This is a genomic window from Paraburkholderia sp. (assembly GCF_035656215.1).
Taxonomy (GTDB): domain Bacteria; phylum Pseudomonadota; class Gammaproteobacteria; order Burkholderiales; family Burkholderiaceae; genus Paraburkholderia.
This window is the reverse complement of sequence record NZ_DASRSY010000281.1, coordinates 1-13,477: the sequence shown is the minus strand read 5'-3', so window position 1 is coordinate 13,477 and position 13,477 is coordinate 1. Positions and strand designations below refer to the sequence as shown.

Here is a 13,477-nt window from a genome sequence, read left to right as displayed (position 1 = left end):
CCAGCAAGGCGTCGTTTGCATCGCAATTGTCGGCGCAGCGCTATTTCCCGGTGACGCTCGCGCTGGCGCACGGTTATCTGATTTTCTCTCCTGATTCGCGTCTCGTCGACGATACGCTCGCTGTGCTCGACAAGCGCTATCCGGCGCTCGCCGATACGCTCGCGCCGCAGCGTCTGCCGCGCACGATTCTCACGCTGACACCTTCGTCCGCGGCGGCATTGATCGAACGCGAAGCGGGCGCGGCGTTGCCGGCGGATCAGGAAGCGGTGTTCCGCAATGCCTCGCGCACGCATCTTGTACCGAAGCTGCATGCGCTCGCACATTACCCGCCGGTTTCGTTGACGCTGCCGCAGAACTTGCCCGGTTCCACGGGTTGGGTGCCGGTGGAGTGGTGGTTCGATCGCGCGAAGGCGGGTGTAGATGCGGATGCCGCAGGCGCGGCCGACACGCCTGCGGATCAGCCTGGCACTGAGGGCGATTAAGTGCGCCTCCTTCACGTCTTCGACGTGGCATCCGCGACGGATGCGCGCGTAGCGGCGCAAGCGCCCGAGCCTGACCCCGCAGCGCATGCAACTACCCTCGCGTACGATACGGCGGCCGCCGCTCGCCGCACATGGCTTGCACGCGCCGCGTCAGCGCTCGTCATGGCTAGCCTTGCGCCCTATGCGAAGGCGCTCAACAGCACCACCGCATCGCCTGACCCCGACGCGCTCTCACCGCAGCAATCCGCCGCGTTTCGCGCCTGGTTCGTGCGCATCGTCGACCAGCAAATGCGCCGCGGCCCGACGCCGCGCTGGACCCAACGCGATTGTGCGGGCCTCGTGCGCTTTGCCGTCGGCGAAACGCTCAAGCCGCATGACAGCAAATGGCTGCGCGCCAACGGCATGACCAGTCTCGCGGACACCAGCAGCATGCCGCCCGAACTGCAACTGTCCGCATCGCAACGCGGAATAGCGAATCGCTGGACCCAGCTCGACGGTTCCACCGGCGCGTACGCATCGGCGATCGCACTGATTCAACGCAATAGCCGTTTTGTTTCGAAGGACGTGAATCAGGCGCTGCCCGGCGACCTGCTGTTCTTCGACCAGGGCGACGACCAGCATCTGATGATCTGGCTGGATCGCTACATCGCTTATCACACAGGCACCGTTACGCCGACCGATACCGGTCTGCGCGCCGTGGCCGTCTCCGACCTGATGCAATGGAAAGATTCCCGCTGGCAGCCGCTCGACGGCAATCCGAATTTCGTTGGCGTATTTCGTTTGGACTTTCTGACACCATGACCCGAATGAACTTCGTCACTGCGTCGCGCGCCTGGCTCGGCAACTTACATCGTCGCGCGGGCTTCGCTGCGGTCGCGCTCTTCGCGGCCATGACGCTCGTCATCGCACCGGCGGCCCATGCCGACGACGACGCCTCGAGCACCGCCGCCGATACCAACATCGCCGCGAATCCAACGCTGCAATCGGCGCCGTCGAGCAATTTCGCTTCGCAGAAGGTCGACGGGCAGCCGTTCTTCCTGCTCTCGGATGCGAGCTTCGGTAGCGATCAGTTGGCGCAGGTGCGGTTGGAGGCGCCCGGCCGCGACTTCAAGGATGCACTGCAAGCGTATGGCGGCGCGGACATCGTCGTGTATCGCGTGCCAAAGCCATTGGACTTTTTGAAGGCGCAGAAGAATCTGCATCGCCTGAATGTCGCGCCGAACTATCAGGGCGAAGGGCTGGCGAATACGCTGGCTTATCTGTGGGACCGCTGGTTCACCGAAGCACGCCGTGCCTGGCAACGCGTGCTGTCGTTCGCGACGCGTAGCAAGGCGACCGAAGCCGAACCGCAATTCAAGCTCGGTGAGCAGACCGGCAAGCAGACGCAATTCCAGCAGAACTCTCAATTCGCGCCGCTGAAAGGCTATGACATGGTCGCGCGCTTCCGCTATCCGATCTGGGATGCGAAGGTGATCGCACCGCCGAAGGGTGTGAATCTCGAGGGCAGCAGCAGTAACTTTATCGAAGCGAGTTCGGGCAACGTGATGATTCCGGTCGGCAAGCTGCCGCCAGGGTTGTATATCGTCGAGGCTGTGATCGGCAACTATCGTGCGCATACCTTGCTGTTCGTATCGGACACGGTCGCGGTCGTGAAAGCGGCGTCGAGCGGCATGCTGGTGTGGACCACACGGCGCGATAACGGCAAGCCAGTGCCGAATACCGACGTGAGCTGGACCGACGGCGTAGGCGTGCTGCAAAGCGGCGCCACCGGCAGCGACGGTGCACTGGTGCTGCAACACGTGAGCCCTGAGCGTAGTTACGTGCTCGGCACCGATCCGCAAGGCGGCGTGTTCGTCTCGGAGAATTTCTATTACGACAGCGAGATCTACAACACCAAGATCTACGCGGTGACCGACCGTCCGATGTACCGTCCGGGCGACGCGGTGCATGTGAAGTTCATCGGCCGCACGTTCCAGAACGCGACGCAATCTACCGCGCCTGCCGACGCCGATATCAAGCTCGACGTACTCGATCCGAACGGCTCGCCGGTCGCGACCAGCAAGGTGCATTTTGCTTCCGATACGGGCGCGGAGTCGTCCTTCACGCTGCCTGCCGATGCCACCGCCGGCGGCTACACGCTGCGCTTCGATTACAACGGCGATGTATACGGCAGCGCATTTCGCGTCGCCGAATATGTGAAGCCGCATTTCGACGTCAACCTGTCGATGGATAAAGCCGACTATGCGACAGGCGAGCAACTGAAGGGCAAGATCCAGTTGCGCTATCCGGACGGCAAGCCGGTGCGCGATAGCAAGATTTCGGTCACGCTGCGTGCGCAGAAAGTGACGATCGTCGATGGTGAACTGCGCTATGCAGGGCTGTTTCCGGTCAAGCTGGAACAGCAGGAACTCATGACCGATAGCGACGGCAACGCGAGCCTCACGCTGCCTGCTGCGAAGGAACCGAGCCGTTATGCGTTGACGCTGTTCGCGCAGGACGGCGCGGCCTACAAGGTGCGTGTGACGCGTGAGGTGCTGATCGCGCGCGGTGCGACGCCTTATCGCCTGTCCACAGCCAAGTCGTTTTCGCAGCCGAAGGAAGCGGTCAATTTCGATCTGCAGGCACTCGGCACGATCGATCCGTCTTCGCATGCGCCGGCCAAGTGGGAATGGACGCGGCTCGAATCGCAGACGCACGGCGAAGGCGCACTCAAAGGCGCAACGGCGGGCGGCAAGCTGTCGTTCCCGGTGCAATTCGACGAACCGGGTTCGTACATGCTGTCGGTCAAGGACGACACCGGCAATCTGCTCGCCGCCGCGAGTCATTGGGTTGCGGGCGATGGTTTGAAGGCGATTCCGGGCAGCGTCGAGATCGTGTTCGATCGCGACAAGTACAAGATTGGTGATACAGCAGAAGCGCTGATCACGTTCCCGATGCCAGTCGACGACGCCTTGCTGACGCTCGAGCGCGACAACGTCGAACACCGTGCCTTGCTGACAGCCGGCGGCGACTGGCTGCAACTGCAACGCGTGGCCCCCTCGCAATGGAGGGCGCGCATCAAGGTCGGCGAAGCATTCGCGCCGAACATGACGTTCTCGGTGCTGTACGTGCATGCCGGCGAATATGTGTTCCAGAACGCGGGCATCGTGGTTGCGCAACCGCAGATCGAACTGAACGTGAAGAGCGACAAGCCGGTGTACGGTCCGGGCGATACGGTCACGCTGAACTTCGACAGTACGCTGAACGGTAAGCCGGAAGCGGCGAATCTGACGGTGAGCGTGGTCGATGAAATGGTGTATGTGTTGCAGCCGGAAATCGCGCCGAATATCGTCGACTTTTTCTATCACCCTCGCCGTAACAACGTGCGGACGTCGTCGAGTCTGTCGTTCATTACGTACGACCTTGCGCGCTCGCCGCTGAAGGGCGCGCCAGGCGGCCCGCAACGCGCCAACTACAACGAGCGCGGCGTGAAGGTGCTCGAACGGCCGCGCCGTGACGATCAGGACACGGCCGCGTGGGAAGGCACGTTGAAGACGGACGCGAACGGTCACGCCACCATGACGTTCAAGATGCCGGACTCGCTGGCCCGCTGGCGTGTCACTGTGCGCGCGGCTGCGCCGGACGGCATGGTCGGTCAACGCACTGCGTATGTGCGTTCGGACAAGGCGCTGTATCTCAAGTGGAGCGGGCCTTCGCATTTCCGCGTCAACGATCAGCCAGCCGTCGACATGATCGCCTTCAATCAGACCGACGCGGATATGGACGCCGAGTGGGTGGTCGACGGCGGTGGTCTCTCGTTGAACCAGAAGGTCACGCTCAAACGCGGTGCCAACTATTTGCGTCTGCCGACTGGTGCGTTGAAGGCGGGCGTGATCAACGCGAGCTTGCGTCGTGCGGGTAAGGACGTGGATCGCTTGCAGACCACCATCCAACTCGATGCGAGCGGCTGGCTCGATCTGCATCAGAACACGGTGGCGCTCGACGGCTCGAACAAGCCGCTCAATCTGCCGCTAGATGCGCAGGACGTCAGCGTGCGTTTCATCGGCAGTGCCGTGAGCCAATTCGCGCGTGTCGCCGACGATCTGATCAACTATCCGTACGGTTGCGCCGAGCAGACCTCGAGCCGCCTGATTCCTTTGGCGCTTGCACACGAGGCCATCGGCCGCGGCGACAACGTGAGTTCCACGCAAGGGCTCGAAGCACTGTTGCGTAATCAGCGGCAACGTCTGGCGATGCTGGCGGGTGTCGGCGGCACGTTCGGCTGGTGGGGCGATACGACCGGCGGTAGTTCGCTGATTACTGCTTACGCGTACTACGCGGACTGGCTCGCGAGCCGCAGCCTCGGCATTACGCTGCCCGCCGACAACTGGCAGCATGCGATGGACGTCTATCGCGATGCCGGTGCGAAAGAACCGCTGCTGCATCGCGCGCTGGCGCTGTGGTTCATGCAGCAGATGGGCTTGCCGGTCGCAACGCCGGTTTCGGGCGTTGCGGCGGATTTGATGAGCGACGCAGCGGCCACCGGCAAAGCGGTTTCTGGTAACGCCACGTATGGCGCGTCGGACAGCATCGTGTTTGCGCAAGCCGATTCGCCGCGCGGCAAGCAGATGGCGACGGTGTTGATCGCCAACATGGCGCGCAGCACGAGTGCTCGACTGCCGGATGGCTTCGATACCGCGACGAACGCCGCGCGTGCGGCATTGGCTACCGATCCCGCGCCGCTCGTGCGGAGCCTGCTTTACATGACGGGTGGGGACGATGGTGCCGCGATCGATGCATCGGCCTTGCTCGCGAAGAGCAGCGCCGACTATCCGACGCTCGATCGTGCGCTCACGTTGCTGTGGGTGCGCAAAGCGCTCGGCGGCGACACGGCGCCGGGTTCGCTGCCGTCGCTGCAAGGCGCGGGCTGGACGCGGGCTTCGACGCCAACCGGCACGCCGCTGTGGAAGTGGACGGGGGCGGCACTGCCGGGCGCGCTCGATGCAGGCGCCGCGCGTACGGACGTGAACGCGTTGATTTCGTTCCGCAGCCATACGAGCGAGGACAGTCGTCTGAACATCACCGTCGAACGTCGTTTCTACAAGCTTGAGCCGCTCGAAGTGAAGGCCGATCCGAAGAAGGAGGGTGGTGCCGCGAGCCAGCTGGGTCGCTCGGCGTTCACCGCGCGTCGGGTAAAGCAGGGGGATGCGATCGACAGCAATGCGCTGTATGTCGACGAAGTCACGCTTACGCCGCGCTCCGGCAACGCGTACCACTACGGTCTGCTCGACGTGCCGCTGCCGCCGGGCGGCGATGTCGAGGCGACCAGCTGGGGCGTGTCGATCGACGGTTTGCCGGGCGAGAAGGAAGGAGTAAGCGGTCCGCAGCCGTTCGCGCGTGCCGCTTCGTATGAGATGGGTGAGCTGGCTTATCACCAGCCGGTACCCTTGCTCGATCGTCCGGTGACGCTGCGGCAACTGGTGCGCTTTGCGTTGCCGGGCACGTTCGCGTTGCCGCCCGCTCGCTACTTCCGCATGTATCAGCCGGACGCCAAGGCGTTCGAAGGCGGCAAGAGCGATCGCATGACGACCCTGCGTATTCAGTAGGCTGGACCGCTATGTTCGCCGCTCTTCGACACTCGCGCGATCGTCTGGCAGCTACGCTGCGGGTTGCGCTCGTGGTGGGGGTGGGGTGTGTTTTTTGTGGTGCGGGTGCGGGTGTGGCTGCTGCAATGTCAACCGCATCGTCAAAGTCGGCGCCAGGCGTGCCGTCGGCTTTGTCGTCAAGCTCGTCGCCAACCGCGTCGTCAGTTGGGGGGTCAAGCTCGTCGCTCAACGCGTCGCCAACGTCGTCGCCACGCTTATCGCCAGGATCGACGCCCACCACGTTGCCGACCGTGCCGTCAGCCGTGTCCTTGTCGCAAACGCTGCACTTCGCCTGGTTGCGCGATGGCCAATCGCAGCTTTGGCAGTTCAACGCCTGGGGCGCCGCGGACGGCCTCGCGCCGCAGTCCGCGCGTCCGTTGCCGGCGACTCTGGAGACGCCGCTCGGCAGCGTGTGGAAGCTGTTCGTCTACGGTTATCTGGTCGATCGCAATATCGCCACGCCGGATTACACCTGCAGCGGCGGCGATCCTGAAGAGGTGTATTGCTGCATGACGGGTGGTCACATCGACCGCGAACATGCGCTGGTGCAGTCGTGTGGGCGCTTTTTCGAGCCTGCACGCCTGCAACTCGACCCCACCGATTGGCGCAAGTATTGGGCGGCCGCGCATGCGCCCGTCTGGCTGCGCGACCTGCACGCGATGACGCCCACGCGCCGTGTGCCGGTGACTGACCTGCTCGCCGCATTGCAGGCGATGCTTGCACGCCCGCGCGAAGCGGCGGCGAGTACGCTGGTGTCGGTGCTGACCAGCGGACGCGGTGAGGGCACCGTATCGCTGTATGGCAGTGTGCTACGCGCCAAAACCTGGACGATGCCGGACCCGGCGCGGCCTGGCACCTCGATTGGCGGCGCGGCAGGCTGGCTCGCCGACGGCACGCCGGTGTGGTTGGGCGGCCCCGGCGGCAGCGTGCGCGTGCTGGCAGCCGCCGCGCCGCGTATCGCGCCCTTGCTCACGCAAGTTACCGTACCGGACGACAATGCGTGCGTACTGGTCGATTTCTTCAGCCGCTATCCGATTCGCCAGGTGCTCGGCGGCAAAGGGCCGGCAGCGGCGACCGATGGTCCGTTGCGTGGCGATTTCCGGATCGGCTTCGTCAACGGCAACTGGGCGCGTGTGGAAAGCCGCGGCGAACTGCGGCTCGATCGCGACGTCGCAGGTACGCCACAAGTGGTCGGCCGCTTCGGCATGAACGACTACGTTGCGCGAGTGGTCGAGCGGGAAGGCGACACGAGCCAGCCGGAAGCGGCCAAGGCGTTGGCAGTGGCGGCGCGGTCCTACGTCGTGCAGCACGGCAATCACGATCACGGCTGTTTCCGTATCGATGACAGCAGCAGCACGCAGCGCGTCCTGCCGCGCGTGCCGACCGCCGCCGCGCGCCGTGCAGCCGATCTGACCGACGCGCTGGTGCTCACCGGGGTGCCGGTTCAATATCACCACGACAAGGCGGCGCCTGGTCAGATGAGTTGGCTTGCCGCGAAGGCGTCGGCGCAAACCGGTCTCACTTTCGACGCCATTCTCTCTCGCACCTGGCCGCAAGCGACCTTGACGTCGTTCGAGAGCCCGTTGTCCGGCGATTGCATCCAGGTGGCCGGCGCTCAACAGTGGCTGCAACGCAACGCGCCGTTGTGGGCGCGCCGGATGGACGGCGCGGCCGGCTATGAGACGCCCGATCTGCCGGCCGTGTGCGCGGTGCGCGAAGGACGGCCCTATGCGGACGCGCAGCGCAATCGCGTGTACGTGTATCGCCTGCAAACCGAAGAGGACCGCATTGCGTTGGCGCATGAATATATTCACCTCGCGTTCCAGCATCATCCGCGTGGCCTCGATGAAGCGTTTGTCGAACGGACCGCGCGTACGCTGATTCGTACCGACAATCCGATCCAATGAATACCGCCTCGCGCTCGTTTTCCGCCATGTTCCACGCGCTCCCTGTGATGCGCCGCGTTCGAATTCTTGCGGCCGTTGCTTTGGCGCCTCTTATGCAGTGCGTTCGAGTTCGCGTGGCAGTGACCTTGCCACCTCTTACGCACGGTGTTCGAGTTCGCATGGCAATCGCCATGATCTCGGCTGCGCTGGCGGCGAGTATGGCGACGAATGTGCAAGCTGCCGGCGCGGATGGCAGTGGCGGCGGCGGTGCGCTCGCCGATCTGACCGGCGCGTTTGGCGGCTGGCGCCACAGCGGACTGACGAACGAAGGCGAGCACTTCGTCGCGGCGTATCCCCGGCCGCCGGTCGACCGTGGCGCGCAACGCTATCGCACGCTAATCGAAGGGCGTCTGAAGCACATCGACAAACACGCGCGCAAGCCGCCGACGCTGGTCGTCAACGGCAACCCCACGCCGCTCTATACCGATGACGAGGGTGCGTTCGCACGTCCGTGGGCATTCGGCGCGGGTTCGAACAGCATCGAGCTGATTTCCGCCGACGGCAAACAACGCCAGCGCATGCAGTTCTACGAAGCCGACCGGAGCAAGCCGCAAGCGAAGCTGCGCGCGATCGTCACGTGGGATGATCCGAAAGCGCAGGTGGATCTGCACGTGATCACGCCGGACGGTCTGCATGCGTTCTTTGCCAACCCAACGCTCGAAGACGGCAGCGGCTTCGACGTCGATTCGGTGGACGGCGCGGGGCCGGGGATATTTTCGTCGGCGGCGCCCGAGCACGGTACTTGGCTGTTCTTTCTGAACTACTGGGGCAACTTCGATTCGACCGGCTACAACTTCGACGCCGCCGCGCACGAGCGCGACGTGATTACCGCGACGTTGACGCTGGTGTTCAATGAAAACACACCGAACGAGCGGCGTGAAACGATGGTCGTGCCGCTGCGCAAGATCGGCGACCTGCAGCTCGTGAAAAGCGAGCGACTCTGACAGCGGGATGGGAGCAGTGACGATGAAGGTCAAGACGACGGGTTGGGTGAAGGCTGGCTGGATGGTGCTTGTCGTCGCCTGTTTGCAGGCTGCGACGGTGGCGCACGCGAGCGATATCGACTTCGGCGCGCCGTTGAACGGCTGGCGCAACACCAGCGGCGACAGCGAGCGCTATACGCAGGACGTGCATTACCCGGCGGTGTCGGTCACGACGCCGGAAGGGCAGTCGAAGTTCGCGCTGATCGAGGGGCAAATCCGCAACGCGCCGAAGAAAAAGGGCACGTCGGTGGGCACGCTCGTGGTCGACGGCACGCCGTTGCCGCAGCGCGTTGAGGAAGACGGCAAGTTTTCGCGGCCTTACGCGTTTCCGTCCGGCAGCAACAGCGTTGAACTGCGAGCGCCGGATGGTTCGCGCAAGCGCGTGCAGTTTTACGACGCATATAGCGGCAAGACCCAGCCGAAGTTGCGCGTGGTGCTCGCATGGGACACCGACAGGACCGATCTGGATTTGCACGTCGTCTCGCCGGACGGTGTGCATACCTGGTATGGCGACCGCGTGGCGCCGAACGGCGGTGCGCTCGACGTGGATGTGACGACTGGCTTTGGGCCGGAGATCTACTCGTCGGCGGCGCCGTTGAAGGGCACCTATCTGGTGTACGTGAATTATTACGGCAACGGAAACAGCGGCAGCGACATCACCGTCGCGCAGGTGACGATCATCACGAACGAGAATACGCCGAACGAGAAGAGCGAAACGATTCGCGTGCCGATGCGTAAGCCGGGCGAGCTGACGCTCGTGAAGACGTTTGTGATGCCTTAGCCTAAGGCAGTGCATTTTGCCCGCGGAAGCCGCACGTTCCGCCGCTTGCGACCTGGTGCGAGCAGAGGGGGAAATCTCAACCTGCTCAACGACTTGTGTGAGTCTTGCGCAGGATATCCACAGGCTTGCGAACAATTTGTGTGGATAAGTGACCGTTACCGGCGAAAGTTACGCGGGCCAGGTCGGTTGCGCGCGCCACTGGTACATTGACGCGTGCGGTCTCCGGCGAGGAGAGCCGGACGATGCGATTCGCGGAATTACACTTACTTTTCCTTACCGGTGCTCAAGATCTGGCTGGCGGGCGTCGATAGATCTTGTAACCCGCCGTGCGTCGAGTCGCGATTTTGCAGGCACATGTACGTGCCTGTTTGAACCGTGACTCTGGATCAGGCGGAGCATGCCTTGGGCCAAGTAATGGAGGTTGTGATGCAAATCGACAGTGCGTTGTCGTCAACACTGCCGGGTCCAGATCGCGCAATGACGAAAAGCGCATCTGCTGACGACGGCACTGCCAGCCAGACTGCATTGTCTGAAACAGCCGGACAGGACTCTGCTGTCCATATCTCCGCCGAGGGCGCCGCGACGGCTGCACAGGACGCGAGTACGGCTCAGAGCGACGCTTCGGCTGATTCAGCGGGGGAGAGCGCCTCGACTGGGAACGTGTCAGCGGCGAAGTCGTTTGCATACGGCACGCTCGGTCTCGAGCGGCCCGATCAGCCGCAGGAAGCGCGGAATGCGTTTTACACTGCAGGGCGTTGGCTGGCAGCGGGCATCACTATCGGCGGGATCATTTCCTTGCTTGCTTGAAGCGTTGCCGTCGAACCGGTCGACGCGCTACGCATTCCGGCAATGGCCATGTACACGTCGCGCAGGATCGAATGGCTCGACGACAGCCTCCCCGATCTGGGCGAGGTGCATGCAAGGAATCAAACGTATGACGTGGTAACGCTCACCGCGGTGTGAATGCGCCTGGATGCGCAGCAGCGTGTGCGGCATGCGCTTGCCGTGCATGACACACGACAAGCGCAACCCGTTTGCTTAACGGTCGAGGAACGACTTCAAGCGATCTGCGCGGCTCGGATGCATCAGCTTACGCATTGCCTTGCTTTCGATCTGACGAATCCGCTCGCGCGTGACGTCGAACTGCTTGCCGACTTCTTCAAGCGTGTGGTCCGACTTCGTGTTGATGCCGTAGCGCATACGCAGCACCTTCGCTTCGCGCGGCGACAGCGAGTCGAGCGCGTCGTCGATGGCGGCGCGCAAGTCGGCCTGCATCGCTGCATCGGCCGGCGAGGAAGCTGCCGAATCTTCGATCATGTCGCCGAGCGTGGCGTCGCCGTCGTCGCCGACCGGCGTTTCCATCGACACCGGCTGCTTGGCGATTTTCAGAATGCCGCGTACCTTCTCTTCCGACAGTTCCATGCGTTCGGCGAGCACCGAAGGATGGGCTTCCTGACCGGTCTGCTGCAAGATCTCGCGCGAAATGCGGTTGAGCTTGTTGATCGTTTCAATCATGTGCACCGGCACGCGAATCGTGCGCGCCTGATCGGCGAGCGAGCGTGTCACCGCCTGGCGAACCCACCACGTTGCATACGTCGAAAACTTCCAGCCGCGGCGGTATTCGAACTTGTCCACCGCCTTCATCAAACCGATGTTGCCTTCCTGGATCAGGTCGAGGAACAGCATGCCGCGGTTGACGTATTTCTTCGCGATCGAGATCACGAGACGCAGATTCGCCTCGATCATTTCGCTCTTGGCCTTGCGCATCTTCGACTCGGCCGCGACCATCTGACGATTGATCTCTTTCAGATGCTTGAGCGGCAGCGAAACGGTCGCCTCGATGTCGATCAGCTTCTGCTGTTCCGATTGAATCGCCGGCAGATGGCGCTCCAGCGCCGCGCCGAACGCCGACGCACCGCGCGCGGCACGTTCGGTCCAACCCAGGTCGGCTTCATGACCCGAAAACGACTCGATGAACTGCTCGCGCGGCATGCCGCTCTTCGTCACGACGATTTGCAGAATGCGACGCTCGATCGCACGAACTTGCGCGACCTGATGTTGCACGTCGCCACACAGACGGTCGATGGTGCGTGCCGTGAAGCGGATCTTGGCGAGGTGCTGCTGGACCTCTTCGCGAGCGCGCAGGTAAGCCTTCGAGCTGACGTCGCCGCGCGTGTGCGAGGCGTTCATCTGGTCGGACAGGATGCCGACCTGGGTGAAGATTTCGAGGCAGTCGTTCGTGAGCTGCTTCAGACGTGCTTCGTCCGCTGCCGAGGAATCGGCCGGGCCGTCGTCATCGTCGTCTTCGCTATCGCTGTCGTCGTCGGTCGCGTCGGCATCAACGTCCGCCGCGGCGTCCGCGCTCGCGTTGGCTTCTTCCGCGGCGACCGTGTCTTCATTCAGACCGTCGACCAGCTCGTCGATGCGCAATTCGCCGTCCGCGACCTGTTGGGCGCTTGCCAGAATGGCGGAGATCGCGAGCGGGCAAGCGGCAATCGCCTGCACCATTTCGTGAAGACCGTCTTCGATGCGCTTTGCAATCGCGATTTCGCCCGCGCGGGTCAGCAGCTCGGTTGCGCCCATTTCGCGCATGTACATGCGCACGGGGTCGGTCGTACGGCCAAACTCGGAATCGACGGTCGACAAGGCGACTTCGGTTTCCTCGTCTGCCTGGTCGTCCGACACCACGGCGGGAGCGTTCGAGTTGAGCAGCAGGGTTTCCGCATCCGGAGCCTGCTCGTAGACCGCCACGCCCATGTCATTGAAGGCGCTGACGATGCTGTCGATAGCCGCCGTCTGCGCGAAGTTGTCGGGCAGGTGGTCGTTGATCTGCGCGTGGGTCAGGTAGCCCTGCTCCTTGCCCAGCTGGATCAGCGCGCGCATCTGGCGCTGGCGTTCTTCGGCTTGTTGCGGCGGAAGTTCAGCCGCAACGGGGATCGCTTTGCCGGCGCCTTTGCCCTTGGCCGTACGGCCAGCGGGGGCCTTGGCGGTGTAGCCGGCAGTTTCGTGTTGCGAATCTTCGCGATCAAAAGGGTTCACGTATTCTCCTCTAGAGGCTTCGCTATGAGACGCAAGACGCTACCGTCAGGCGTTTCGAGCATGGCTCAACATCACCTGAGTGACTCAACGCGGTTGTTTGGCTGTGCTCTGGGGAGCAAAAAAGATGAGCCCGCGCGAAGCGGGCCGATAGAAAGTGCGAAATTCGTGCGGCTCGCATTATATACGACCTTGCGCCTTCGCGCTCATTGTGGGCGCACCATTTCATCGTGCGCTCTTGTCGCAGGCTCCGTGCGCCCCGCTGGTCATGGACGGGTGCTCGTTACGAACGGCGTGCCGGCCATTCGTCGCGCCTGGCGACAAGCCTCCTACTATAGATGAACTCACGCGCCCTCACACGGCGTGCTTGCGTTCTGCCGCCTGGCTATATATAGGGGCGCTATAGCAGGACGCAAGTTCTGGCGTTGATTCGCTCTTGCCCCAAAGAAAATTCACCAAAGGGGGTTGACGACCTCCCGGTTGATCTCCATAATCTCGTTTCTCTGCTGCAGATGCAGCGACGCAGAACGAAGCGGTGCCGGGTGGTTGTGAGGTTGGCGACAGCGGTGCGGTTTTGGTGGTGGATGCGGACTCGATCTTTAAAAATTAACAGCCGATAAGTGTG

General features: G+C 63.1%; 8 protein-coding genes. 7 read left to right on the top strand and 1 reads right to left on the bottom strand.

Annotated features, from left to right (window positions below):
* The 7 genes from VFE81_RS15795 to VFE81_RS15765 form a co-directional block, all read left to right on the top strand.
* Nucleotides 1-482, top strand: a 482-nt coding sequence (locus tag VFE81_RS15795) for a DUF2138 family protein (RefSeq protein WP_325045493.1), incomplete at its 5' end; no start/stop codon positions are given.
* A gap of 24 nt (nucleotides 483-506) precedes the next feature.
* On the top strand, nucleotides 507-1,283 hold the full coding sequence (locus VFE81_RS15790; protein WP_414695604.1) for a DUF1175 domain-containing protein: 777 nt from the start codon (nucleotides 507-509) through the stop codon (nucleotides 1,281-1,283).
* Complete coding sequence (locus tag VFE81_RS15785; RefSeq protein ID WP_325045492.1) at nucleotides 1,280-6,067, top strand: alpha-2-macroglobulin; 4,788 nt, start codon at nucleotides 1,280-1,282, stop codon at nucleotides 6,065-6,067. Before VFE81_RS15790 ends, VFE81_RS15785 begins: the two co-directional genes overlap by 4 nt.
* Before the next feature lie 302 nt (nucleotides 6,068-6,369).
* Nucleotides 6,370-8,013: a DUF2300 domain-containing protein gene (locus VFE81_RS15780; RefSeq protein ID WP_414695603.1), complete on the top strand. Its 1,644-nt coding sequence runs from the start codon at nucleotides 6,370-6,372 to the stop codon at nucleotides 8,011-8,013.
* Nucleotides 8,014-8,210: 197 nt separating this feature from the next.
* Complete coding sequence (locus VFE81_RS15775; RefSeq protein WP_325045494.1) at nucleotides 8,211-8,996, top strand: YfaP family protein; 786 nt, start codon at nucleotides 8,211-8,213, stop codon at nucleotides 8,994-8,996.
* A gap of 22 nt (nucleotides 8,997-9,018) precedes the next feature.
* Nucleotides 9,019-9,816, top strand: a complete 798-nt coding sequence (locus tag VFE81_RS15770) for a YfaP family protein (protein ID WP_325045490.1) — start codon at nucleotides 9,019-9,021, stop codon at nucleotides 9,814-9,816.
* A 426-nt stretch (nucleotides 9,817-10,242) separates the two neighbouring features.
* Nucleotides 10,243-10,623: a hypothetical protein gene (locus tag VFE81_RS15765; protein ID WP_325045489.1), complete on the top strand. Its 381-nt coding sequence runs from the start codon at nucleotides 10,243-10,245 to the stop codon at nucleotides 10,621-10,623.
* Nucleotides 10,624-10,854: 231 nt separating this feature from the next.
* Here the strand turns inward: VFE81_RS15765 and rpoD are convergent, their stop codons facing one another.
* A complete protein-coding gene (rpoD, locus tag VFE81_RS15760; protein ID WP_325045488.1) occupies nucleotides 10,855-12,855 on the bottom strand; it encodes an RNA polymerase sigma factor RpoD in 2,001 nt (666 codons plus the stop codon).
* Nucleotides 12,856-13,477 lie beyond the last annotated feature (622 nt).

Bases quoted from the DNA above. Each gene is read 5' to 3' on its own strand.
- VFE81_RS15785 (WP_325045492.1), top strand. From the start codon at position 1,280: ATGACCCGAATGAACTTCGTCACTGCGTCGCGCGCCTGGCTCGGCAAC.
- VFE81_RS15765 (WP_325045489.1), top strand. From the start codon at position 10,243: ATGCAAATCGACAGTGCGTTGTCGTCAACACTGCCGGGTCCAGATCGC.
- VFE81_RS15770 (WP_325045490.1), top strand. From the start codon at position 9,019: ATGAAGGTCAAGACGACGGGTTGGGTGAAGGCTGGCTGGATGGTGCTT.
- VFE81_RS15775 (WP_325045494.1), top strand. From the start codon at position 8,211: ATGGCGACGAATGTGCAAGCTGCCGGCGCGGATGGCAGTGGCGGCGGC.